Origin of the sequence: Williamsia herbipolensis (assembly GCF_000964005.1) — a bacterium.
GTDB lineage: Bacteria > Actinomycetota > Actinomycetes > Mycobacteriales > Mycobacteriaceae > Williamsia_A > Williamsia_A herbipolensis.
In genome coordinates this window covers 87,298-108,534 of the sequence record NZ_JXYP01000006.1, presented here as the reverse complement: position 1 = coordinate 108,534, position 21,237 = coordinate 87,298, and the positions used below count along the sequence as shown (strand labels likewise).

20 protein-coding genes are annotated in these 21,237 nt (G+C 68.7%); 10 read left to right on the top strand and 10 right to left on the bottom strand.

Annotation, left to right across the window (positions count from 1 at the left end):
• Positions 1-20 precede the first annotated feature (20 nt).
• The 5 genes from TU34_RS02315 to TU34_RS02295 form a co-directional block, all read right to left on the bottom strand.
• A complete protein-coding gene (locus tag TU34_RS02315; protein WP_045821224.1) occupies positions 21-1,085 on the bottom strand; it encodes a sulfate/molybdate ABC transporter ATP-binding protein in 1,065 nt (354 codons plus the stop codon).
• Positions 1,082-1,885: an ABC transporter permease gene (locus tag TU34_RS02310; protein WP_045821223.1), complete on the bottom strand. Its 804-nt coding sequence runs from the start codon at positions 1,883-1,885 to the stop codon at positions 1,082-1,084. The genes TU34_RS02315 and TU34_RS02310 overlap by 4 nt, the downstream gene beginning before the upstream one ends.
• Positions 1,882-2,682 (bottom strand): molybdate ABC transporter substrate-binding protein, encoded by an 801-nt coding sequence (gene modA / locus TU34_RS02305; protein WP_052688628.1) that lies wholly within the window; start codon positions 2,680-2,682, stop codon positions 1,882-1,884. Before modA ends, TU34_RS02310 begins: the two co-directional genes overlap by 4 nt.
• Positions 2,682-3,101 (bottom strand): TOBE domain-containing protein, encoded by a 420-nt coding sequence (locus TU34_RS02300; protein ID WP_045821222.1) that lies wholly within the window; start codon positions 3,099-3,101, stop codon positions 2,682-2,684. The genes modA and TU34_RS02300 overlap by 1 nt, the downstream gene beginning before the upstream one ends.
• 67 nt (positions 3,102-3,168) lie before the next feature.
• Complete coding sequence (locus TU34_RS02295; protein WP_045821221.1) at positions 3,169-3,996, bottom strand: DNA-formamidopyrimidine glycosylase family protein; 828 nt, start codon at positions 3,994-3,996, stop codon at positions 3,169-3,171.
• A gap of 60 nt (positions 3,997-4,056) precedes the next feature.
• Here TU34_RS02295 and surE point away from each other — a divergent pair, with 60 nt between their 5' ends.
• Entirely contained in the window at positions 4,057-4,839 is a 783-nt protein-coding gene (gene surE, locus TU34_RS23410) for a 5'/3'-nucleotidase SurE (RefSeq protein ID WP_052688626.1), read from the top strand.
• A 102-nt stretch (positions 4,840-4,941) separates the two neighbouring features.
• On the opposite strand, the gene TU34_RS02285 is transcribed toward surE, so the two are convergent.
• Positions 4,942-6,957, bottom strand: a complete 2,016-nt coding sequence (locus TU34_RS02285; RefSeq protein WP_045821220.1) for an SDR family oxidoreductase — start codon at positions 6,955-6,957, stop codon at positions 4,942-4,944.
• Between the two features lie 121 nt (positions 6,958-7,078).
• Here TU34_RS02285 and TU34_RS02280 point away from each other — a divergent pair, with 121 nt between their 5' ends.
• Entirely contained in the window at positions 7,079-7,363 is a 285-nt protein-coding gene (locus tag TU34_RS02280) for a hypothetical protein (protein ID WP_045821219.1), read from the top strand.
• On the opposite strand, the gene TU34_RS02275 is transcribed toward TU34_RS02280, so the two are convergent.
• Positions 7,345-8,115, bottom strand: a complete 771-nt coding sequence (locus TU34_RS02275; RefSeq protein ID WP_045821218.1) for a lysophospholipid acyltransferase family protein — start codon at positions 8,113-8,115, stop codon at positions 7,345-7,347. The two genes, TU34_RS02280 and TU34_RS02275, sit on opposite strands and share 19 nt — an antisense overlap.
• A gap of 236 nt (positions 8,116-8,351) precedes the next feature.
• Here TU34_RS02275 and TU34_RS02270 point away from each other — a divergent pair, with 236 nt between their 5' ends.
• The 3 genes from TU34_RS02270 to TU34_RS02260 all read left to right on the top strand — a co-directional run bounded on the left by TU34_RS02270 (position 8,352) and on the right by TU34_RS02260 (position 11,663).
• On the top strand, positions 8,352-9,353 hold the full coding sequence (locus TU34_RS02270; RefSeq protein ID WP_045821217.1) for a daunorubicin resistance protein DrrA family ABC transporter ATP-binding protein: 1,002 nt from the start codon (positions 8,352-8,354) through the stop codon (positions 9,351-9,353).
• On the top strand, positions 9,350-10,198 hold the full coding sequence (locus TU34_RS02265) for an ABC transporter permease (RefSeq protein ID WP_045821216.1): 849 nt from the start codon (positions 9,350-9,352) through the stop codon (positions 10,196-10,198). Before TU34_RS02270 ends, TU34_RS02265 begins: the two co-directional genes overlap by 4 nt.
• A 208-nt stretch (positions 10,199-10,406) precedes the next feature.
• Positions 10,407-11,663, top strand: a complete 1,257-nt coding sequence (locus TU34_RS02260) for an MFS transporter (protein WP_045821215.1) — start codon at positions 10,407-10,409, stop codon at positions 11,661-11,663.
• A 4-nt stretch (positions 11,664-11,667) separates the two neighbouring features.
• Here TU34_RS02260 and TU34_RS02255 read toward each other — a convergent pair whose 3' ends face one another.
• Positions 11,668-13,008: an ROK family transcriptional regulator gene (locus tag TU34_RS02255; RefSeq protein ID WP_082079763.1), complete on the bottom strand. Its 1,341-nt coding sequence runs from the start codon at positions 13,006-13,008 to the stop codon at positions 11,668-11,670.
• Between the two features lie 354 nt (positions 13,009-13,362).
• Here TU34_RS02255 and TU34_RS02250 point away from each other — a divergent pair, with 354 nt between their 5' ends.
• The 3 genes from TU34_RS02250 to TU34_RS02240 are packed head-to-tail and all read left to right on the top strand — an operon-like array spanning position 13,363 to position 16,925.
• Entirely contained in the window at positions 13,363-14,541 is a 1,179-nt protein-coding gene (locus TU34_RS02250) for an LLM class flavin-dependent oxidoreductase (protein ID WP_045821214.1), read from the top strand.
• Positions 14,542-14,601: 60 nt separating this feature from the next.
• Positions 14,602-15,708 (top strand): dimethylsulfone monooxygenase SfnG, encoded by a 1,107-nt coding sequence (gene sfnG, locus TU34_RS02245; RefSeq protein WP_045821213.1) that lies wholly within the window; start codon positions 14,602-14,604, stop codon positions 15,706-15,708.
• A 2-nt stretch (positions 15,709-15,710) separates the two neighbouring features.
• On the top strand, positions 15,711-16,925 hold the full coding sequence (locus TU34_RS02240) for an SfnB family sulfur acquisition oxidoreductase (protein ID WP_045821212.1): 1,215 nt from the start codon (positions 15,711-15,713) through the stop codon (positions 16,923-16,925).
• Positions 16,926-16,937: 12 nt separating this feature from the next.
• On the opposite strand, the gene TU34_RS02235 is transcribed toward TU34_RS02240, so the two are convergent.
• Positions 16,938-18,080 carry an FAD-dependent oxidoreductase gene (locus tag TU34_RS02235; RefSeq protein WP_045821211.1) on the bottom strand — a complete coding sequence of 381 codons (1,143 nt, stop codon included), beginning with the start codon at positions 18,078-18,080 and terminating at the stop codon, positions 16,938-16,940.
• Between the two features lie 79 nt (positions 18,081-18,159).
• Here TU34_RS02235 and TU34_RS02230 point away from each other — a divergent pair, with 79 nt between their 5' ends.
• Positions 18,160-18,849, top strand: coding sequence for a TetR/AcrR family transcriptional regulator (locus tag TU34_RS02230; RefSeq protein WP_045821210.1), 690 nt, complete (start codon positions 18,160-18,162; stop codon positions 18,847-18,849).
• Positions 18,850-18,931: 82 nt separating this feature from the next.
• Here TU34_RS02230 and TU34_RS02225 read toward each other — a convergent pair whose 3' ends face one another.
• Complete coding sequence (locus TU34_RS02225) at positions 18,932-20,479, bottom strand: DUF222 domain-containing protein (protein ID WP_052688624.1); 1,548 nt, start codon at positions 20,477-20,479, stop codon at positions 18,932-18,934.
• A 277-nt stretch (positions 20,480-20,756) separates the two neighbouring features.
• On the opposite strand from TU34_RS02225, the gene TU34_RS02220 reads away from it, so the two are divergent.
• Positions 20,757-21,227 (top strand): nucleoside deaminase, encoded by a 471-nt coding sequence (locus tag TU34_RS02220; RefSeq protein ID WP_045821259.1) that lies wholly within the window; start codon positions 20,757-20,759, stop codon positions 21,225-21,227.
• Positions 21,228-21,237 lie beyond the last annotated feature (10 nt).

The window sequence follows — 21,237 nt, the reverse complement described above, 5'->3', positions numbered from 1 at the left end:
TGGTCGTCGAGCGCGGACGGTCAGCGCGCCGGGTAGACCGTCACCTCGGCCGCCTTCACCGTCAGCCACACATCTGTTCCGGCAACGAGTCCGAGGTCGGCGACCGCAGCCCAGCTGACCTCGGCGGTGATCTCGGCGAGTCCTGCGACACAGCGGACCGAGGCACGGGAGCCGGCCGGTGCGATCTCGGAGACCCGGGCCGCGATGACCGTGCGCGGGCTGCCGTGGGCCGGCGGCTCGGTGTAGACCGCGACCGCGGCCGGATCGAAGACGGCGGTCGCGCCGCCGCCTGTGGTGGGGACGGCATCCGCCGACGGTTCACCCACGACCCGCAGGCGGTCGGCGGTCACGGCCTCCCCGTCCCAGCGACCGGTCACGAGGTTGAGCCCGGCCAGCCGTGCGGCGAAATCGTCGGTGGGACGGGCGAGTACGTCGCGGACCGGTCCGTGCGCGGTGACCCGACCCCCTGCGATCACGACGGCGGTGTCGGCGAGGGTGACGGCGTCGACGAGGTCGTGGGTGACCAGCAGCGCGATGCGTCCGCGGTCGGCGAGAACCCGTCCGACGAGGGTGCGCAGGCGCGCCGCCACGTCGACGTCGAGCGCCGAGAACGGTTCGTCGAGGAGCAACACCGCGGGGTCGGCGGCGAGCGCGCGGGCGACGGCGACCCGTTGCGCCTGCCCACCGGAGAGCTGATGCGGCTTGCGGTCGAGGAGGTCGGTGACGTCGACGGCATCGGCCCACCGCTCTACCCGCTGTCGGATCTCGTGGCGTCCCAGGCGTGCCGAGGCGGGGGCGAAGGCGATGTTGCGGGCGACCGTCATGTGCGGGAAGAGTCGCGACTGTTGGCCCAGCAGGGCGACCGATCGTCGGTGCGGTGCGACGAAGGTGTCGTCGTCGACAAGGATCCGCCCGCCCACGCTGATCGAGCCCTTCGTCGGCCGCAACAGACCCGCGACGAGATTGAGCAGGCTGCTCTTGCCCGCGCCGTTGCGACCGAGCACCGCCACCGTCGACCCGTCGGGCACCGTGATGTCGACATCGAGGTCCGGGGCGGCCGACGTCGCCCGCACACGCAGTGTCACAGCGCGTTCCCCGCACCGGGCCGACGGAGATGCACCGCGATCACGACGACGAGCGCGACGACGATGAGCACGAACGACAACGGTAGCGCCTGCTGGGGGTCGTTGATCTCGTCGACGTAGATCTTCAGCGGCGCGGTCTGCGTGACGCCCGGCGCGTTGCCGGCGAACGTGATCGTCGCGCCGAACTCGCCCATCGCGCGGGCGAACGCGAGTACCAGCCCGCTGAGCAGTGCCGGGGCGACCAGCGGGACCGTGACCCGCAGCAGCGTGCGGGTCGGTCCGGCGCCGAGCGTGGCTGCCACCTGCTCATACGACGAGCCGGAGACCCGCAGCGCCCCTTCGACACTGATCACCAGGAACGGTAACGCCACGAAGGTCTGCGCCAGGACCACCGCGGTGGTGGAGAAGGCGATGTCGATGCCGAGGACGGTGAGGTGCTCACCGATCAGCCCCTTGCGTCCGAACGCATACAGCAGTGCGATGCCGCCCACGACGGGCGGCAGCACGAGCGGCAGGAGCACCAGAGCGCGCACCACACGGAGGACCACTCCGTCGGATCGGGCGAACACCACCGCCATCGGCACCCCGATGATCACACACAGCACCGTGCTGACCACGGCGGTGCGCAGGCTCAGTTCCAGTGCCTGCAGCGATGATTCGGAGGTGATCGACGAGACGAAGTCACGCCATGGCAAACGCTGGGTGAGCGCGATCGGCGGGATGACGATGAGCGCCAACCCGACGAGCGCGGGCAGGTACAGCCAGACGGGTACACCGCGCGCGCCCGGCTGCTTTCTCACCGTCCGGCGCCGAACCCCAACGCGTTCAACACCTGCTGACCCTCGGTGCCGGTGACGAGGTCGATGAACTGCTTGGCCTCGCCGGCGTGCTGCGTGCCCTTCACCGTCGCGATCGGGTACTCGTTGACCACCGCGGCGAAGGCGGGATCGTTCACCGCCGCGACCTTCGACCCGGCGGCCTTGGCGTCGGAGGTGTAAACGAGGCCGGCGTCGGCCTGACCGCTCGTCACCTTGGTCACCACGCCCGACACCGACGTCTCCTCGCTGGCCGGGCGGATGTCGACGCCGGTGTTCTTCTCGACGGTCGCGGCGGCGTTGCCGCACGGGACCTGCGGGGCACACAGGACCGTCGTGACACCCGAGCGGGCGAGATCGCGGACCGAGGTGATGTTCTTGGGGTTGCCGGGCGCGGTGATGATGGTCAGCACATTGCGGGTGAACGTCGTCGGGTCGAGCGCATCGGCACCGAGCGAGGTCATGGTCTTCTGGTCGGCGGTGGCGATGACGTCGGCGCTCGCACCCTGCTTGATCTGGGTGACCAGAGCCGACGACCCGTCGAACGTGGTCTTCACGGTGACGTTGGGGTGCGCCTTCTCGAAGTCCTGCGCGATCTCGGTGAAGCCCTTCTTCAGCGACGCGGCCGCGAACACCGTCAGCGTCACGGGCGCGCCGCTCGCCGAGGAACCCGGCGACGACGAGTCCGATGCCGACGACCCGCTGTCGTTCGACGAACACGCGGTCGCGAGTGCGGCGACGGTCATCGCGAGAGCAGCGAGACGAATCCGGTTGCGGTTCATCAGTTCTCTTTCTCGAGGGAGCTGTCGGGGCGTTCGACGATCACGGTGGTCGCCTTCACGAGTGCGGTGGCGACGACCCCGACCTCGAGGCCGAGGTCGCGGACGGCGTCGGTGCTCATCAGCGACGTGACCTCGAACGGCCCGCACTGCATGGTCACCTGCGACATCACGGTGTCGGAGCGGACGTCGGTGACAAGGCCGACGAAGCGGTTGCGGGCCGAGCGTTCGGCGCCGATGCCGTCGGCGACCGGTTCGGGGGCACGGCGACTGGCCAGCCGCGCGAGGTCGGCGCCGTCGACGACGGTGCGGCCCGCGTCGTCGGTCGTCGAGGACACCTCGCCGGCGGCGATCCATCGGCGCAGGGTGTCGTCGCTGACACCGAGCAGTTCGGCGGCGCGTCGGACGCGGATCTGTTCCACGCGCGGAATTCTACGCATACGCGTCTGCGATCGGTCTTGTGAGCCGCACGTGCGGAGACAGGATGGATCAGCGCCGGGGTGGGGCCTCCGGCCCGGGTTGGCAGTGCGGGCACCACCAGGTCCGTCGGCGCTCGGGGTCGTTGGGTTCCTCGGCGACCACGCGGATCGGTGTGCCGCACCGCAGGCACGGACGGCCTCGCCGGCCGGCGACCCAGTGCTGTTCTCCGCGGCGGCTGTTGCCGGTGGTGACCTGATAGGCGCCGCGCACCGTCGCCGAGTGATGCAGCGCCGTGCCTCCGAGACGCAGGAGCGCAGGCACGTCGACCTCGCCGATCGGTGTCCACGGGTTCAGTCCGCGCAGGAAGCACAGCTCGTTGACCCACAGGTTGCCGAAGCCCGCGACACAGCGCTGGTCGAGGAGAACGGCCGAGACGGCGCGGTCAGGGTCGGCCGTCATGCGGCGCACGGCCTCGTCGGCGTCGAAGTCGGCACGCAGCGGATCGGGGCCGAGGTGTCCGATCACGGTGTGTTCATCGCGGGTGCGGATCAACTCGACGATCGGCATCGAGATGCCGTACGCCGCGGGACCGTCACCACCGGACGCCGAGGCCGTGCGCAGCAGCACCCGTACCTCGGCCATGAGGTCGCGCGGCAGCCACTTGCCCTGTCGGGAGACGGTCCACGTGCCGCTCATCAGCATGTGGGTGTGGAGCGTGAGGTCGTCGGAGAACCTGGTCAGCAGGTGTTTGCCGTGCGTGTCGAGTCCCAGCACCGTGTGATCGGAGAGGTCGGCGGTCGCATGTCGGGGAACGCGCAGCTCGCCACGGGTCACCGTCCGGCCGACGAGCACGTCGAGCTTGCGGGCGGCCACATAGACGCTGTCACCTTCGGGCACTCCCCCATCGTGCCCGGCCCGCGTGCGTCGGGTGGCGGTCGGCCGATAGCGTCGTCTCCCATGAGCCTGCGCATCCTGCTGACCAACGACGACGGATGGCAGGCGCCGGGGATCGTCGCCCTCGCCGAGGGGCTCCGGGCGGCCGGGCACGCGGTGACCGTGGTGGCGCCCTCGGGCAATCAGAGCGGGGCCAGCGCACGGCTGAGCGCGGGCCGCGACCTCACGGTCACCCGCCCCGACGGGGAGATCGACGTCTGGTCGGTCGAGGGGTCGCCGGCCGACTCGGTGATCTTCGGGCTCTCGCAGGTGTTCGCCGACGCCGCACCCGACATCGTCGTCTCCGGCGCCAACGCCGGCGCGAACGCAGGCCAGGCCGTGCACTTCTCGGGCACCGTCGGTGCAGCGGTCACCGCGGCGAGCTTCGCGGTGCCCGCGGTCGCGGTGTCGACCGACCTGCCGTGGGCCACCGAGCCCGCCATCGCGCAGTTCGATGCGACCACGAGAATCGTTGTCGCGCTGCTCGGTTCGGCCGCACCGCGCGATCTCGTCGCCGACGGCACCGTGCTCAACGTCAACGTGCCCGCACCCGAGCACGACGCGACCGCGCGCCTCGTCGCCACCACGCCCGACCGTTTCCCGATGGGCCGCATCGGCTACACCGGCGACGGACCCGATTACGCCCTCACCTTCGAACCCGGTCCCGAACCGCTGCCCGGGACCGATGTCGCGACCATCCGCGGCGGCGACGTCAGCCTGAGCATCGTGCCGGTGAGCGGGCATCTCGACGCCGAGGTCGCGGGCCGGCTCGAGCGCCTCGCCGAGGCCGACATCACCTGGCGCTGATAGCTGCTGCCGCTTCTGCGGAAAACGTCCCCCTGAGGGACCACGGAGGGCATATTCCCCTCGGACACCGCTCTCGGGGCAGTTTTCCGCAGCGGCGTCAGCTCACCAGTAGACGCCGGGGATCAGCCGCGCGATGCGCTTGGCCGACTCCGGAAGCCCCGCGTTGGGGACGGGCACCGGCGGACGCGACGACTTCTTGCCGGCCTTGTCCGAACCCGTCGACGACTCGACCGGCTTCTCCCCCTTGGCCGCAGCCGATTCCGGGAACAGTCGGTACGCCTGGTGCAGCAACGCGTTCTTGAACCGCGGGGCGAACATGCCCGTGAACTCCGCGATGGTGCCGACCGGGGTGTCGATGCGGACCGGACGCTTCTCGAGCGCCCGGATCACCATGTCGGCGGCGTCATCCGGCGACGAGGTGGGCAGCGACTGGTAGATGGTGGTCGGCGCGATCATCGGCGTACGCACCAGCGGCATCTTGATGGAGGTGAAGGTGATGCCGTCGTCGTGGACCTCCGAGGCGATCACGTCGCTGAACGCGTCGAGCGCGGCCTTGCTCGCCACGTACGCCGAGAACCGCGGCACCTTGGTCTGCACACCGATCGACGAGATGTTCACGATGTGGCCGAAGCGACGCTCACGCATCCCGGGCAGCAGGGCGAGCACCAGGCGGACCGCGCCGAAGTAGTTGACGCTCATCGTCCGTTCGAAATCGTGCATGCGCTCGGTCGAGTACACGACGCCGCGCCGGATCGAGCGGCCGGCGTTGTTGACGAGGAAATCGACGTGATCGTGTTCGTCCAGAACGGATTTCACCATCATGTCGACCGACTCGTCGTCGGTGATGTCGCACGGATATCCGTGGGCGTCGCCGCCGGAGGCGCGGATCTCGTCGACGGCCGCCTCGAGGTCCTCGGCCCCGCGGGCCACGAGGATGACGCGCGCACCACGACGCGCCGCCTTGTGCGCGGTCGCCAGCCCGATGCCCGAGGAGCCGCCGGTGATCATCACCCGACGCCCGGCCAGTTCCCCGGCCGGGTTGGGGCGGCGCGCACGGTTCGGGTCGAGTTCGGTGAACCAGTAGCGCCAGAGGACGTCGGCGTAGTGGGAGAACTCGGGCACGGCCAACCCACTGCCCGCCAACGCCTTCTGCGTCTTCTCCGAGGAGAACACCGACGGGAAGGTGAGGTGGTCGATCACCACCGGCGGGATCCCGACCTGATCGAGGAGGAGGTCGCGGGCGATCTTGATGCCGGGCAGTTCGCTGAGCCGCAGCGCCCCGGTCGAGATGGGCGCGGGCACCGAACCGACCACGGTCGGCGCGCCGTCCGCCTTGGCGAGGGCTCCGAAGATCTCGCGGGTCGACTGCGGGCGGGGGTTCACGAGGTGGAAGGCGCGGTGGTCGAGTCCGCTCGCGTGGATCAGCTCGACCATCGCCGACGCCACGTAGTCGACGGGCACGACGTTGGTGTCGCCGACCTCGGGGACCACAGCGGGCAACAGGTGCGGCAGCGCGCCGAGAAGCCTGATGGCGGTGAAGAAGTAGTAGGGACCGTCGATCTTGTCCATCTCGCCGGTCTCGGAGTCACCGACCACGATCGCCGGACGGTAGACCCGCCACCGCAGCCCGACGGCGTCGCGAACCATCTTCTCCGCCATGTACTTCGTCTCGTGGTACGGCGACGGCAGGCCCTGCCCGAGGTCGAAGTCGTCCTCGGTGAAGGGACCGACGTGATCGCCGGCGACGGCGACCGACGACACGTGGTGCAGGACGGCGTCGAGGCGCAGGGCGAGGTCGATGACCGCCTTGGTGCCCTGGACGTTCGCCGCCTCCGACTGGGCGGCGGATGCGGTCATGTCGTACACCGCGCCGAGGTGGATGATGTGGTCGGCCGCGGGCGGCTCGTCGCCGAGCCCGAGTTCGGGCTGGGTCAGATCGCCGACGAGTGGGTGTACGCGGTCGCCGCCGACCCACTCCGACGCCATCCGCTCGATGCGGGGGACCGAGGACGCACGGACGAGCGCGTGGACGGTCGCGGCGGGTTCGCGCTCGAGCAGTCGGGCGACGACCCTCCGTCCGAGGAAGCCGGTCGCGCCGGTGACGATATAGGTGGACATGGTTTCTCCACGTTCGTTGCAGGCGGGCACGTTGTCGGGCTCAATGGTCGCCCACCCGGCGTCACCGGTGGACGGACTTCGCCAAATCCCTGCGGGGCCACGGGGTTGGTACGGTCGCGGTGTGTCCGATCCCTACTCCTCCGGCGAGCGTGTCTTCGGACCGCCGCGGGGCACGTTCGACGCGGACTGGGCGGCGACGGCGCTGCGCTCGAACCGTCCAGCCCTCGACCACCCCACCTCGGTGCGTTTGGTGGAGCTCGCCTGGGATCTGCTGCGTACCCGCGACCTGCGCGGCGACGCCCTGGCCGCCGCGCTGCACTCCGATCACGACATCGACCCCGACACCGCGCGTGACGTGGCGGCGGTCGCGACCGAGACGGCGGGTTTCTACCTCGACCGGGGGTGATCGGCCCGGCCGGCGAGCCGGTCGCGCGCGAGGTCGACCGCGTGTTGCAGGTCGACCCGCACGGTGCGGGTGATCGCGGCGGGCTTGTCGGTGGCGGCGATGGTGCGGGGTTCACCGATCACCACCTCGGCGTCGCGGCAGCTGGCGTCGGGATAGGCGATGCCGATCGACACCAGCGCCACCGGCGTGCGGCGCGCGATGCCCGAGCCGATGTGGCCCACCCCGCTCGCGATGGGGAGCAGCACCGCCGGGTTCTCGTTGCGGGTGCCCTCGGGGAAGATCGCGATGCTGTCGCCCGTGGCGGCCGCACGTTCGACGCAGATGTCGATCATCTGCCGGCCCGCCGCGACGGCGGTGCGGGTGTCGTGATTCTTCGCGCGGAACACCGGGATGCCGCCCATCATGTCGATCTTCGCGCGCTGGCCGGGATCGACGAACAGTTCGTCCTTCGCGAGCACACGGGTGTGCCCGATCCGTGGCCGCAGCGTCGACCGCCAGGCGGTCGCGGCGAGGATGAACTGATCGCGGTCGGTGAGGTGGTTCGCGCAGATCACCATCGGCACACCGCTGCGGATCAGGGCGGCGATCATCCCGCGGGCGTCGCCGTCGAAGCCGACGCGGGGTCGGTAGGTACGCGCGAGGTAGAAGTAGGCGAATCGCGACTTCCACCGCGGTTGCTGGTGCTCGGCGTAATAGCGGTAGACCGCGTCGGCGTTCTCCAGGGTCACCGCGATGAGCGGCGTCGTTGCCATGAACCTACGGTAGCGTAGGTTTCGGCTTCCGCCGGATTCTCCGCTCCCGTGACGACATCACCGATGAGTTCCGCGTACCGCGCCGGTCAACCCCTGCATCCGACAGCCACCCGCCGACGCAACCGCGACCATCACGCCCGATCTCTCGAGGAGCCCGTCCCATGACCCCTGTACCCGAGGTGACCACCCGCAAATCGCATGGCGATTTGTCGGACTCGACCGCTACCTTGACACCCATGTCCGCACCCACCTCCGCGCCCGCCATCGAGGCGATCGACCTCGTCAAGAAGTTCGGCGACCAGACCGCTGTCGACGGGGTCAGCTTCACCGTCCCCGAGGGCACCGTCCTGGGGTTACTGGGCCCGAACGGCGCCGGTAAGACCACCACCGTCCGCATGATGACCACGTTGACCCCGCCCACCAGCGGGACCGCCCGCATCGCCGGATACGACGTGGTCGAGCAGCCCAAGCAGATCCGTCGCGCGATGGGACTCACCGGGCAGGCCGCCACGGTCGACGAGATCCTCACCGGCCGCGAGAACATCATGATGATCGGCGGGCTCTACGGCATCGGCCGCAAGCAGTTGAGGGCCATCGGCGACCAACTGCTCGAGCAGTTCTCCCTCACCGACGCCGCCGACCGGCCGGTCAAGGGGTACTCGGGCGGTATGCGCCGACGGATCGACCTCGCGGTCAGTCTCTTGGCCGCACCCCCGGTCCTGTTCCTCGACGAGCCGACCACCGGACTCGACCCGCGGAGTCGTTCGGAGCTGTGGGATGTGTTGCGCGCGTTGGTGAAACAGGGCACCACCCTGCTGCTGACCACGCAGTACCTCGAGGAGGCCGACCAACTCGCCGACAACATCGTCGTCATCGACAAGGGCCGCATCATCGCCGAGGGTTCGCCGCTGCAGCTCAAGGAACAGGCCGGTCAGGCCAGCCTGGTACTCACCGTGTCGCACGCCGACGACATCGGCGCCGCCGAGGGACTGCTCCGCAAGACCGGCGGCGAGGTGTTCGTCGATCTCGGCGCGCGCCGACTCACCGCGCCCGCCGAGGGCCTCGCCGATCTCAACCGGGTGATCGGCTGGTTCACCGAGAGCGGCATCGCCGTCGACGACATCGGGCTGTCGCGCCCCAGCCTCGACGACGTGTTCCTCTCCCTCACCGGCCACACCGCCGAGGACAACGCCGCCGACACCGATCCCGCCACCTCAGTTCAGGAGACCTCGGTATGACCACCACCGCCCCCGCACCCACCGTCGTGATCACCCGACCCGAGATCCGCGACACCAATCTCGCGCAGCAGTCGTGGATCATGGTCAAGCGCAATCTGATCCACACGAAGCGCATGCCGGAGATGCTCTCCGATGTGACCATCCAGCCGATCATGTTCGTGCTGCTGTTCGCGTTCGTGTTCGGCGCGTCCATCACCGACACCGGCGGCGTCTCCTACCGCGAGTTCCTGCTACCCGGGATCATGGGGCAGACCATCGTGTTCTCGGCGTTCGTCGTGGCCACCGGCATCACCTCCGACCTCGAGAAGGGGATCATCGACCGCTTCCGGTCGCTGCCCATCGCGCGGTCGTCGGTGCTGATCGGCCGCTCCATCGCCAGCCTCATGCACTCGTCGATCGGTATCGCGGTCATGGCCGTGACCGGTCTGCTCATCGGCTGGCGCATCCGCAACGGTGTCGGCGAGGCGATCGGCGCGTTCGCGCTGATCCTCCTGTTCGGGTTCGCGATGATCTGGTTCGGCATCCTGGTCGGTTCGCTCATGCGGTCGGTGGAGGCGGTCAATGGTGTGATGTTCACCGTCCTCTTCCCGATCACGTTCCTGGCCAACACGTTCGTCCCCACCGGGCCCATGCCGACGTGGTTGCGCGTGATCGCCGAGTGGAACCCGATCTCGTCGCTCGTACAGGCGATGCGCGAGCTGTGGGGCAACGGTCCCGCCGCCGCTCCCTCGGCGCAGTTGCCGCTGCACCACCCGGTGCTCGCGACCGTGTTGTGGACCATCGGTCTCACCGCGATCCTCGCCCCGTTCGCACTGCGCGCCTACAACAAGCGCACCGTCGACTGACCGGGCGCGCGCCGAGACGCGTCCCGTCACCCGGCGAGGGTTGACCTCGCCGGGTGACGAGCGCACCGGAGGACACCGCGCCCGCAGACGACCATCTCCGACATAACGCGCATCTCGGTCAAAGCCGCAGCGCCGCCTGGTGTTTCGCACCCGGCTCGGGTAAGCCGTTAGCCACAGACACCATGGCGACGGGACGGACACTCCACGCATGCGATCAGCCGGCGAGAGACTCGACACCGACCAGCGTTCGGCCTTCGCGGCGAGCTATCTCGGCTGGATGATGGATGCGTTCGACTACTTCATCCTGGTGTTGGTCTACAAGGAGATCGCCGACGACTTCGGTGTGTCTCTCGACAAGATGGCCTACCTGACGACGGTCACCCTGGTGATGCGACCGGTCGGGGCGTACCTGTTCGGGATCTGGGCCGACAAGATCGGTCGCCGCACACCGCTCATCGTCGACGTGTGCCTGTACTCGGTGATCGGCTTCCTGTGTGCCTTCGCCCCGAACTACTGGGTGCTGTTCGTGCTGCGGCTGCTCTACGGCATCGGCATGGGCGGCGAGTGGGGGCTGGGAGCGGCCTTGTCGATGGAGAAGGTGCCCGCGCACCGTCGCGGCTTCTTCTCCGGGATCCTGCAGGGCGGATACGCCGGCGGTTACCTGCTGGCGTCGGTCGCGTTCCTGGTGGTGAACTCGTGGCTCGGGTTGAGCTGGCGGTACCTGTTCGCGCTGTCGATCCTCCCCGCGTTCGTGAGCCTCATCATCCGACTCAACGTCCGCGAGTCCGAGGTGTGGGTGAACACGAAGGCGCTGCTGGAGAAGAACAAGACCTCGGTCCGCACGGTGTTCCTCAACCCGAAGGTGCTGCGGCGCTTCGTGTTCCTCGTGATCCTCATGGCCGCGTTCAACTTCCTGTCGCACGGGACCCAGGATCTCTACCCGACGTTCCTCAAGTCCGACGAGAACCGCGGCGCAGGCCTCGACGCCGCGACCGCCACCTGGATCGCGGTGATCTACAACGTCGGAGCGATCATCGGCGGATTCGTCCTCGGATGGGCGTCGGACCGTATCGGGCGCAAGGGCGCCATCCTCGTCGGGGCCGTCCTGACCCTGCCGATCATCCCGATCTTCGCCTACTCGACCACGGCCGGGATGCTCTGTCTCGGTTCGTTCCTCATCCAGGCCGCGACGCAGGGCGCCTGGGCGTCGGTGCCCGCGCACCTGTCGGAGATGTCGCCCAACGCCATCCGCGGCTTCTACCCCGGCGTCACCTATCAGCTCGGCAACGTGATCGCCGCGCTGAACCTGCCGATCCAGCAACACCTCTCGGAGCGATGGGGGTACCCGATGGCGTTGTCGGTGACCGTCGCGATCGCCGCCGTCGCGGTGGCCGTACTCACCCTGGTGGGCGCGCAGGCCACCGCGGTCGACTTCACAGAAGAGACCGAACCGGTCGGTGTTTGAGGTCTCACGCGGTGAGAGCGAGGGCTCCGATCGGGTCGCTGTAGATCGCGTCGAGGGACACCGCGCCTGCGGCCTGCTGCTGCACGCCGGCACCTGCCCGTGTCACGCGGACGTCGCGGTTGCTCGCCGCCGGGGTCGCCCGGACGGCGCGGGCCACCGCGGGCAGCGTCGACGGGGCGTCGGTGAAGGCCTGACCACCCAGGATCACGTGGTCGGGGTTGAAGATGTCGGCGATGAGCGACACCGCGCGACCGAGCACCTCGGCGCGCTCGAGCAGGATCGCCGAGGCGGTGTCGTCGCCCGCGGCGGCCGCGGCGTGCACGTCCTCGACGGACTCCACGGTCAGACCGGCGGCACGCGCCGCGTCCACCACGCCGGTGTCGCTCGCCGACGCCTCGAGGGTGCCGGTGCGACGCGGGTCGAGAAGCGTGGTGGGACCGCTCGGGAAGTGACCGATCACCGGCGGGCCGGCGCTCGGGGTGTAGACCGTGCCGCCGACGGTGAACGCGATGCCCACCATCTCGCGGGCGTAGAAGTACAGGAAGCTCCCCGGCTCGTCGGTTCCCACCGACTGCTGCGGGTTGACCAGCAGCTCCGCGGCGGCCATCGCCTCGACGTGCGAGGCGACCGAGACCGGCAGTCCGATGGTCTGCGAGAGCACCGGTCCGACGGGCGCGGCGGTCCAGCCCAGGCGTGGATGGTCGACGAAACCGCCCTCGGCGACGCGGCCACCGATGGCGACACCGCTCCACAGGAGTCGCTGCGAGGGCCAGCGGGAGGCGAAGCGACGGGCCGACAGACCGATCGCGGTCAGGGTCTGTTCGGGGTTGTCGCCGGCGGGGGTCGGGATCTGGATCGCGCCGACCACACGGTGCAGCAGGTCGTGGGTGGTGATCGAGGTGACCTTGAGGCCGATGTGGATGCCGACGGTGAGGAAGTCGGCGACGTTGACCTCGAACGGCAGACGCGGGCGACCGATGGCGCCTGCGGGGGCCAGGTCGGCGCGCTCCCGAACGAGGCCTGCCTTCAGCAGGGCGCTGACCTGACGGTTCACCGTCGAGATGGACAGACCCGAACCGGCCGCGGCGTCGTCGCGGAAGATGGGGCCCTGCAGTCGCGCGGTCCGCAACACCACGGCCGACGGGCGTGTCGACAGCTGGAGTTGGGGGGTCGCGATGTGGATGGTCGGGGTCCTGGTTCGCAGCGATTGGCCGGTGAGGGGCCCGTCGGCGACACCGATCGCCAGCGGACGGGAACCACTACCGGGTCGGGGTCCGGACAGTCGGGTGCGGGTCTGCGCCGGACGCCGGGTACGGGTCGAGAGATGATCGAGTGAAGCGGTCATGAAGATGTCCCTGTCGAATGTGCCACACCGCGCGTGAACTGCGTGGATGTGGAGAACGAATGTCTGAAAAAGGTCAGAGATTCGTGCGACAGAGAAGACGTGCGAACGGCAGACGACAACCCAACGCGGTGATCACGTAGGTGACCTCCGGGATGTACGACGTCGTGCTCGGCATGAGCGCAATCTAGCAAGAGCCGCCGACCACGGCAAAGGCAGCCGCACGAGGGCTTTTCGATCACCGCGATTCCAACCCCTGCCCATGGATCGGTACGCGGCGAGACTGGAGCGCGACCTCGTCCACGTGCGCGCACGGGCCGGGGTGTCATCAGCCCCCTGTCTCCCCGAGAGGACATCGTGTCCCTGCGTCTTCACTGGTTCCTGCCGACGTACGGCGATTCGCGGAACCTGATGGCGGGCGGCCACGGCGCAGCGATGTCGGGCGACCGGCCGGCAGACCTGCGGTATCTGCGACAGCTCGCCGGGGCCGCGGAGATCAACGGCTTCGACTCGGTCCTCACCCCGACCGGCCTGTGGTGCGAGGACGCGTGGCTGTCGGTGGCGATGCTCGTCGAGTCGACGGAGACCCTGAAGTTCCTGGTGGCGCTGCGGCCCGGCCTGACGAGTCCGACCCTCGCCGCGCAGATGGCCGCCACGCTGCAGCGGCAGTCGGGTGGGCGACTGCTGCTCAACGTCGTCACCGGCGGCGAATCGGCCGAACAGCGCGCGTTCGGCGACTTCCTCTCCAAGGACGCACGCTACGAGCGGTCTGGCGAGTTCCTTCACATCGTGCGGCACCTGTGGACCTCCGACGAGCCGTTGACGTTCAACGGCAAGCACATTCGGGTCGAGGGTGCGGCACTCTCGCGGCGGCCGGACCCGCTGCCCCCGGTCTTCTTCGGCGGGTCGTCGCCGGCCGCGGGGACCGTTGCCGCCGGGCATGCCGACACCTACCTCACGTGGGGTGAGCCGCCCGCCGCGGTCGCGCAGAAGCTCGACTGGATCCGCGATCTCACCGCCGCCACCGGCCGCGCGGTCGACTTCGGGATCCGATTCCACGTCATCGCCCGTGAGACCTCCGAGGCGGCGTGGGCCGAGGCCGACCGCTTGCTCTCCGCTCTGGACCCCGGCGTCGTGGCCGACGCCCAGGCCGCGTTGGCGCGGTCGGAGTCGGTGGGGCAGCAACGCATGCGGGAGCTCCACGGCGGCGGCTCGGGATTCGTCGCCGGTGGCGATGCCCGCGCGCTCGAGATCCACCCGAACGTGTGGAGCGGCGTCGGACTGGTCCGTGGTGGCGCCGGTACCGCCATCGTCGGATCGTACGAGGAGATCGCCGAACGGATCGCCGAGTACGCCGATCTCGGTATCGAGCACGTCATCCTCTCGGGCTATCCGCATCTCGAGGAGGCGTACCACGTGGGAGAGGGCGTGCGTCCCGCACTCGCGCGGCGTGGTCTCATCGACAGTGGAATCGCCACGGCGCACCCTGTGCAGGGGGCGTTCCTGCCTACGCTGGAGCGCGCAGGCGCATCCTGACACGCCGTTCTGTTCTGCCCACCCGACATCCAGCTGTATCCCGAACACGAAAGACATGAGATGAGCACCGAGAAGATCGCCGACGAAGTGAAGTTCGCCTACTGGGTCCCGAACGTGAGCGGTGGCCTGGTCACCAGCGACATCGAGCAGCGCACCAACTGGGAGTTCGAGTACAACAAGAAGCTCGCGCAGACCGCCGAGAAGGTCGGGTTCGAGTACGCGCTGTCGCAGGTGCGGTACATGGCGTCGTACGGCGCCGAGTTCCAGCACGAGTCGACGTCGTTCTCGCTGGCACTGCTGATGGCGACCGAGAAGCTCAAGGTGATCACCGCGATCCACCCCGGTCTGTGGCATCCCGCCGTGCTGGCGAAGTTCGGCGCCACCGCCGATCACCTGTCGAACGGCCGCTTCGCGATCAACGTCGTCTCGGGCTGGTTCTCGGGCGAGTTCAAGGCCCTCGGTGAGCCGTGGCTCGAGCACGACGAGCGTTACCGTCGCAGCGCCGAGTTCCTCGAGGTCATCCGGAAGATCTGGACCGAGGACAACGTCGAGTTCGCCGGCGACTTCTACCGGATCCGCGACTTCAGCCTGAAGCCCAAGCCGCTCAACACCCCCGAGCGCCCGAACCCCGAGCTGTTCCAGGGTGGCAACTCCTCGGCCGCGCGCCGCAACGGTGGTCAGTTCGCCGACTGGTACTTCTCCAACGGCAAGGACTTCGACGGCGTCACCGAGCAGATCGAGGACCTGCGCTCGGTCGCCCAGGCCCACAACCGCGAGACCAAGTTCGGCCTTAACGGCTTCATCATCGCCCGCGACACCGAGAAGGAAGCCCGCGACACCCTGCGCGAGATCATCGAGAAGGCCAACAAGCCCGCGGTGGAGGGCTTCCGCGACTCGGTGCAGCAGGCCGGCAAGTCCACCTCCGACGGCAAGGGCATGTGGGCGGACTCGAAGTTCGAGGACCTCGTGCAGTACAACGACGGGTTCAAGACCCAGCTGATCGGTACGCCCGAGCAGATCGCCGAGCGGATCGTCGCCTACAAGAAGCTCGGCGTCGACCTCATCCTCGGTGGCTTCCTGCACTTCCAGGAAGAGATCGAGTACTTCGGTGAGAAGGTCATGCCGCTCGTGCGTGAGCTCGAGGCCGCCGAGAAGGTCTCGGTCTAGTCATGACCGCATCCGTCGCCGCCCGTATCGAGACCCACACCCAGGCAGTCGATTCCGCTCGCTGTCTGGCTGCGCGTTTCGGTCCGGGCGCGGCGGAGCGCGACCGTCAGCGGTCGCTACCCCACGCCGAGATCGAGGCCCTCTCGGCGTCGGGGTTGCTCGCGATCACCGTCCCCGCCGCGTTCGGCGGGCCGGATCTGCCGCCGTCGACCGTGGCCGAGGTGGTGCGCATCCTGGCCGCGGCCGACCCCAACGTCGCACAGATCCCGCACAGCCACTTCACGAATCTCAACCTCCTGCGCCTCGCCGGGACCGACGAGCAGAAGGCGCGACACTTCGCCCATGTCCTCGCCGGTGGCCGGGCCGCGAACGCGCAGGCCGAACGGGCGACCGCGTTCGCCGACGGTGTCGACACCCGGATCACGCGCGACGGCAGCCTCTTCCGGCTCGACGGCGAGAAGTTCTACTGCACGGGGACGTTGTTCGCGACACGGCTGGCCGTGCTGGCCCGTCTCGACGAGGCCGACGGCGACCACAAGCCGGGCGAGTACGTCGTGTTCGTCTCCCCCGACGCCGAAGGCGTCGAGTTGATCGACGACTGGAACGGCATCGGGCAGCGCACCACCGGCAGCGGTACGGCGCGGTTCACCGCGGTCGCGGTCGCCGACGACGACCTCGTCCCGCGGACCCCTGCAGTCGAGGTGCCCGCCGCCTACGGGGCGTTCTCGCAGCTGATCCACGCGGCCATCGACACCGGTATCGCCGCCGGCGCACTGTATGCCGCAGTCGATTTCGTGCGGACCGAGTCGCGACCGTGGTTCGAGGCCGGTGTGGACAACGCCATCGACGACCCGCTGTTGGTGCAGCGTTTCGGCGAGCTCGCAGTGCTCGTCTCGACGGCTGAGGCGACACTCGACGCCGCGGCCCGCGCGGTCGACGCCACCATCACCTCACCCGACGATCCCCGTCTGCTCGCCGCCGAGGCCTCCACGGCCGTCGCGACGGCCAAGATCGTGTCGGATCGCGCGGCGACCGAGGTGTCGTCGGCACTGTTCGAGGTGAGCGGGACCCGCAGCGCGGTGGATGAACTCAACCTGTCGCACTTCTGGCGCAACGCCCGCACGCACACGTTGCACGACCCGGTCCGCTGGAAGTACCAGCACATCGGCCGATTCGTGCTGCGCGGAACTCCACCGCCGCTGAGCGCGACCGTCTGATCCCGTCGGAGTTCAGCCCTCGGCAGCGACTCTCGCGTGCGTGCCGGTGAAGAACTCCACGAGGGACTGCGGGGCGCGATCGCCGTACAGCAGCTCCTGCATGGCGGCCGAGTCGTGGGCCGCGGCGCGACTGCGGGGAAACATCGTCTGCTCGTAGCTCCCGATCGCCGCGTCGAGGTCGTCGGGATGCGCGGCGATCGCCAGCCCGAGTTCGGCACCGTCGATCATCGCGAGGTTCGCACCGTCACCGGCCGGTGGCATGAGGTGCGCGGCATCGCCGACGAGGGTCACCCCCGACCGATGCGACCACTCGTGCCCGATGGGCAGACCGTGGATCGGACGCAATGCCGGTGTCGCGTCGTGGTCGGTGATCAGCGCCGTCAACGCCGGTGCCCAGTCGGCGAAACCCGTCATGACGGTCGCGATCCCGGCGGCATCGGTGACGTCGAGGCCGGTGAACCAGTCCAGGGGTTCGACCAGCGCGGCGTACGTGTGCAGGACGGCATTCGCCTCGCGGTGTACCGAGATCGATCGTCCGGGCGCGAGCGCGAACACCGCGCCGTCACCGACGACGCCGGCCGCCTCCGGGTGCTCGTCGTCGACGTCGTGCAGGTAGGTCTCGACCAACGTGATCCCCGAGTACTGAGGAGTCGCATCCGACACCAGCGGACGCACCTTCGACCACGCGCCGTCGGCCCCGACGAGGAGGCCGGTCTCGACGCTCGATCCGTCGTCGAAGACCACTCGGTGTCGCCCGTCGCCGAGCGAGAGGATGTGGGTCACCTTCGCGCCCCAGCGGATGGTGTCGGCGGGCAGCGACTCGATGAGGATGCGCCGCAGGTCGCCGCGCAGGACCTCGGGGCGGCCGCCGGTGCCGTCGTCGACGTCCTCGTAGAGCAGCGTCGCGTGTCGGTCGAGGATCCGCATGGCCTCGCCACCGGAGTGGATGATCGTGCGGAACTCGGCGGTGAGGCCGGCGGCCGCGAGGGCGACCTGGCCGTCGTTCTCGTGGATGTCGAGCTGGCCGCCCTGGGTACGGGCCATGGCCGAGGGTTCGGCCTCGTAGATCGTCGCGGCGATGCCGTGGACGTGCAGGACCCGCGCCAGCACCAGACCGCCCAGACCTGCGCCGATGATCGTGATGTTCGTGTTCATGGGTTACTCCTCGCCTCGTTGGAACGCCATTCCATTGCCAATAGCTTGGAACGTCGTTCCAACAATGTCAAGATGAGGCATGCCCACGACGCGACGAGCTGAGCGCCGCACCGATGCGTTGTCGACGGATCGGATCGTGGAGGAGGCCGTCGCGATCCTCGACGTCGACGGCGCCGCCGGTCTGACGTTCCGCGTGCTGGCGACGCGGTTGAACACCGGTGCGGGCGCGATCTATCACCACGTGGCGAACAAGGACGAACTGTTGGGTGCAGCGACGTCGGTGGTCGTCGAACCGGTCGTGTCGTCGGTGGTCGACGAGGACGATCCGGCGCGGGCCATTCGCACCGTCGCGGTGGGGATGTTCGATGCGATCGACGCGCACCCGTGGGTCGGCGGGCAGCTACCTCGCGAGGCCGGGCAGGACTCGCTGATGCGGTTCTTCGAGAGCATCGGCAGCCGGGTGGTCACGCTCGGCGCGCTGTCGTCCCGAGAGGCGTTCGATGCGACGTCGGCGTTGGTGAACTACGTGCTCGGTGTCGCGGGCCAGAACGCGGAGAACGCCCAGACCGCCCGCACACGAACGCATCTGGGCGACCGGGCGACGCAGCTCGCCGCCATGGCCGATCGATGGGCCGACCTCGATCCGGTCGAGTTCCCGTTCGTCCGCCAGATGGCTGCCGCCCTCCGAGATCACGACGACCGCGACCAATTCCTCGCCGGCATCGACCTGATCCTCACCGGCATCCAGGCGCACAGGCGCGACGGCTGAGTGTGTGAATAGTCGAGTCGGGTGGTGGTGGTGCTGAGTGTGTGGAAAGTCCAGTCGAGTGTGCTCACCGCGACGCGTGAGTTCACAGCCGAACAGCGCACACTCGACGCCGACTTTCCGCACAGTCAGCGGTGGTAGAACGCAACCAGCTATGAGGCAGCGAGGTACAGCGGAGCCCGGGGCCAGGTGAGGTCGAAGCTCCGAGCCGGCGGCGGTTCACTCCGCTCGGGGCACGGTGGATCGACCTCTCGGGAATGTCGTTGCAGCAGTTCGTCGATCCGGTGCAGGTGGTTGGCGCGAACCTGGTCGGGTGGGTCGGTGTTACGACGCCACCCGTAGCGGCCCTTGTCGGGGCCGTCGGTGATCTTCTCCGTGCTCCACTGATGCGGTTCGGGTCCGACGGCTCGATTGTGTCGACCACAGGCGGGAGCCATGTGTGGCGAGTCGGTGTGTCCGCCGTCGGCCCAATCGCGTTCGGCGTGATGCATTTCGGTGTCGCGAACGGTGTCGTGCAGTCGTCCTTGCTGCAGCCGCCGTACTGGGTGAAGGCCATGAACCGTTGCACCTGCGACGCCAATCGTTGGGACCGGCCGAAGAACAACGGTTCGTTGGTGACGTCGCTGAAGACGGCCAGGTGGGGCTGTGCTTCGGCCGCGAGTTTCACGACGTCGCTGATCGGCAGGTCAATTCCCGTGGCGGTGCGTGCTACACCGGCGTGCTCCCGGAGCTGTGCGTCGGTGATGGACACGATGATCTGCGGCGGCAAACCCCGATGCGAGCCACCAAGCAGGCCACCGTTGACCGCAGCATCCAGCAAAGTTTTGAACGCATCGTGGTTCCGCTGACTCTGGCTGCGGCAATCCCGGTCCGCGGCCTCCCGCAACAACTCGGGATCGGCGTCGTCGTGGTCGCCTTTTGGGGACAGGTCGTCGTCGGGGTTGTTCATCCCGGGCGCGGCCCACTTAGTGAGAACCACGTCGAACAGGGCTCGCGTGATCGGATCCAACGTCGCGGTCAGCTTCGACATCAACTGGCTGTCCTGACACCCGAGATTCAGCTTCCGATTCCGTGCGCGATCACGGTCGTCGGTCAATTGCCCGTCGGGATCGAGGTGGGCGAGGATCCGCACGCCGGCGGCGGTGATCTCTCTCGGCGTCAACGTGGTTGCGAATTCGGCCAGGACTTCCTCTGCCCGCGCCCGCTGCTCCACGTCGCCGGCCGACGGGATCTTCTTCAGCACGTCCAACACCGCGTGGACGTGATCAGGCCCGATCGTTCCGGCGGCCAACTCGCGCGCGGTGTTCGGGCACACCGGCGGCAGCTTCTCACCGGTCATCGCGTGCATGGGTTCGAGGGACCGGACTGCGTCGAGCCGCTTCTTGGGGTGGGTGATGCGGAGTTTCGTCTGGAGGAATTCGGTGACGGTCACGCATCCGACGGTGCGGTGGGCGTCGCGGTCGGAGACCTCGAGGATGCGCTGGTTGCCGATGGATTCCATTCGGCGGATGGTGTGTTCGTGGCGGATCGCCAGCTCGGCGACGGTCTCGTCGTCGCACGCTGTGGAGTCGGATGCAGCGATCTTGTTCAAGATCTGTTCCAGGGCAGCGTAATCCGCTACGAGATCGTTCACGGTGACGCTCCTCCCCAGGTGTGACTGTACGTCTATTCTAGCACGCGTGTTCGAGGGGTGGGAGATTGATTTTGGTGAATAGTGTTGAACGTGAGTGTATTTCGGGTGGGTGGTTGCGGTCTCCTGCCGCTGACGGTGCGGAAGCCGGACGCCGAGTGTGCGTTGCCTCGTCGTCGGCTCGCGGTGTGCAGTGAGCACACTCGACGACCGTTTCCACACAGTCAGCACCGTCAGCACCACCGACGCAATCCAACCGCATGTTGTTACCGTCGACGACGTGGACGACGCGGGTTTCCTCCTCCAGGCCATCGACCTCGCCGAACAGGCACGGGCAAGTGGTGACCACCCGTTCGGAGCGGTACTGGTGGGCCGGTCCGGGACGGTGGTCGGCAGCGGCCTGAACACCGTGGTCACCGACCGCGATCCGACCGGCCACGCCGAGACGAACCTCGTGCGCACGGTGGGCGGCCGCATCAGCCGCGCGGACCTGTCGACCATGACCATGTACGCCAGCACCGAACCGTGCGCGATGTGCGCGGGCGCCATCTACTGGGCCGGGATCGGGGCCGTGGTCTACGCGCTGGCCGAGTCGGAGCTACGCCAGCTGGCCGGCGCCGACCCGGCCAACCCCGTCCTCGATCTCCCCTGCCGCGAGGTCTTCGCCCGCGGGGTGCGCGAGATCGAGGTCCGCGGCCCCGTCGACCTGCCGAAGGCGCGCGAGGTACACGCCGGCTTCTGGTCCCGGTAACCGCTGCGCA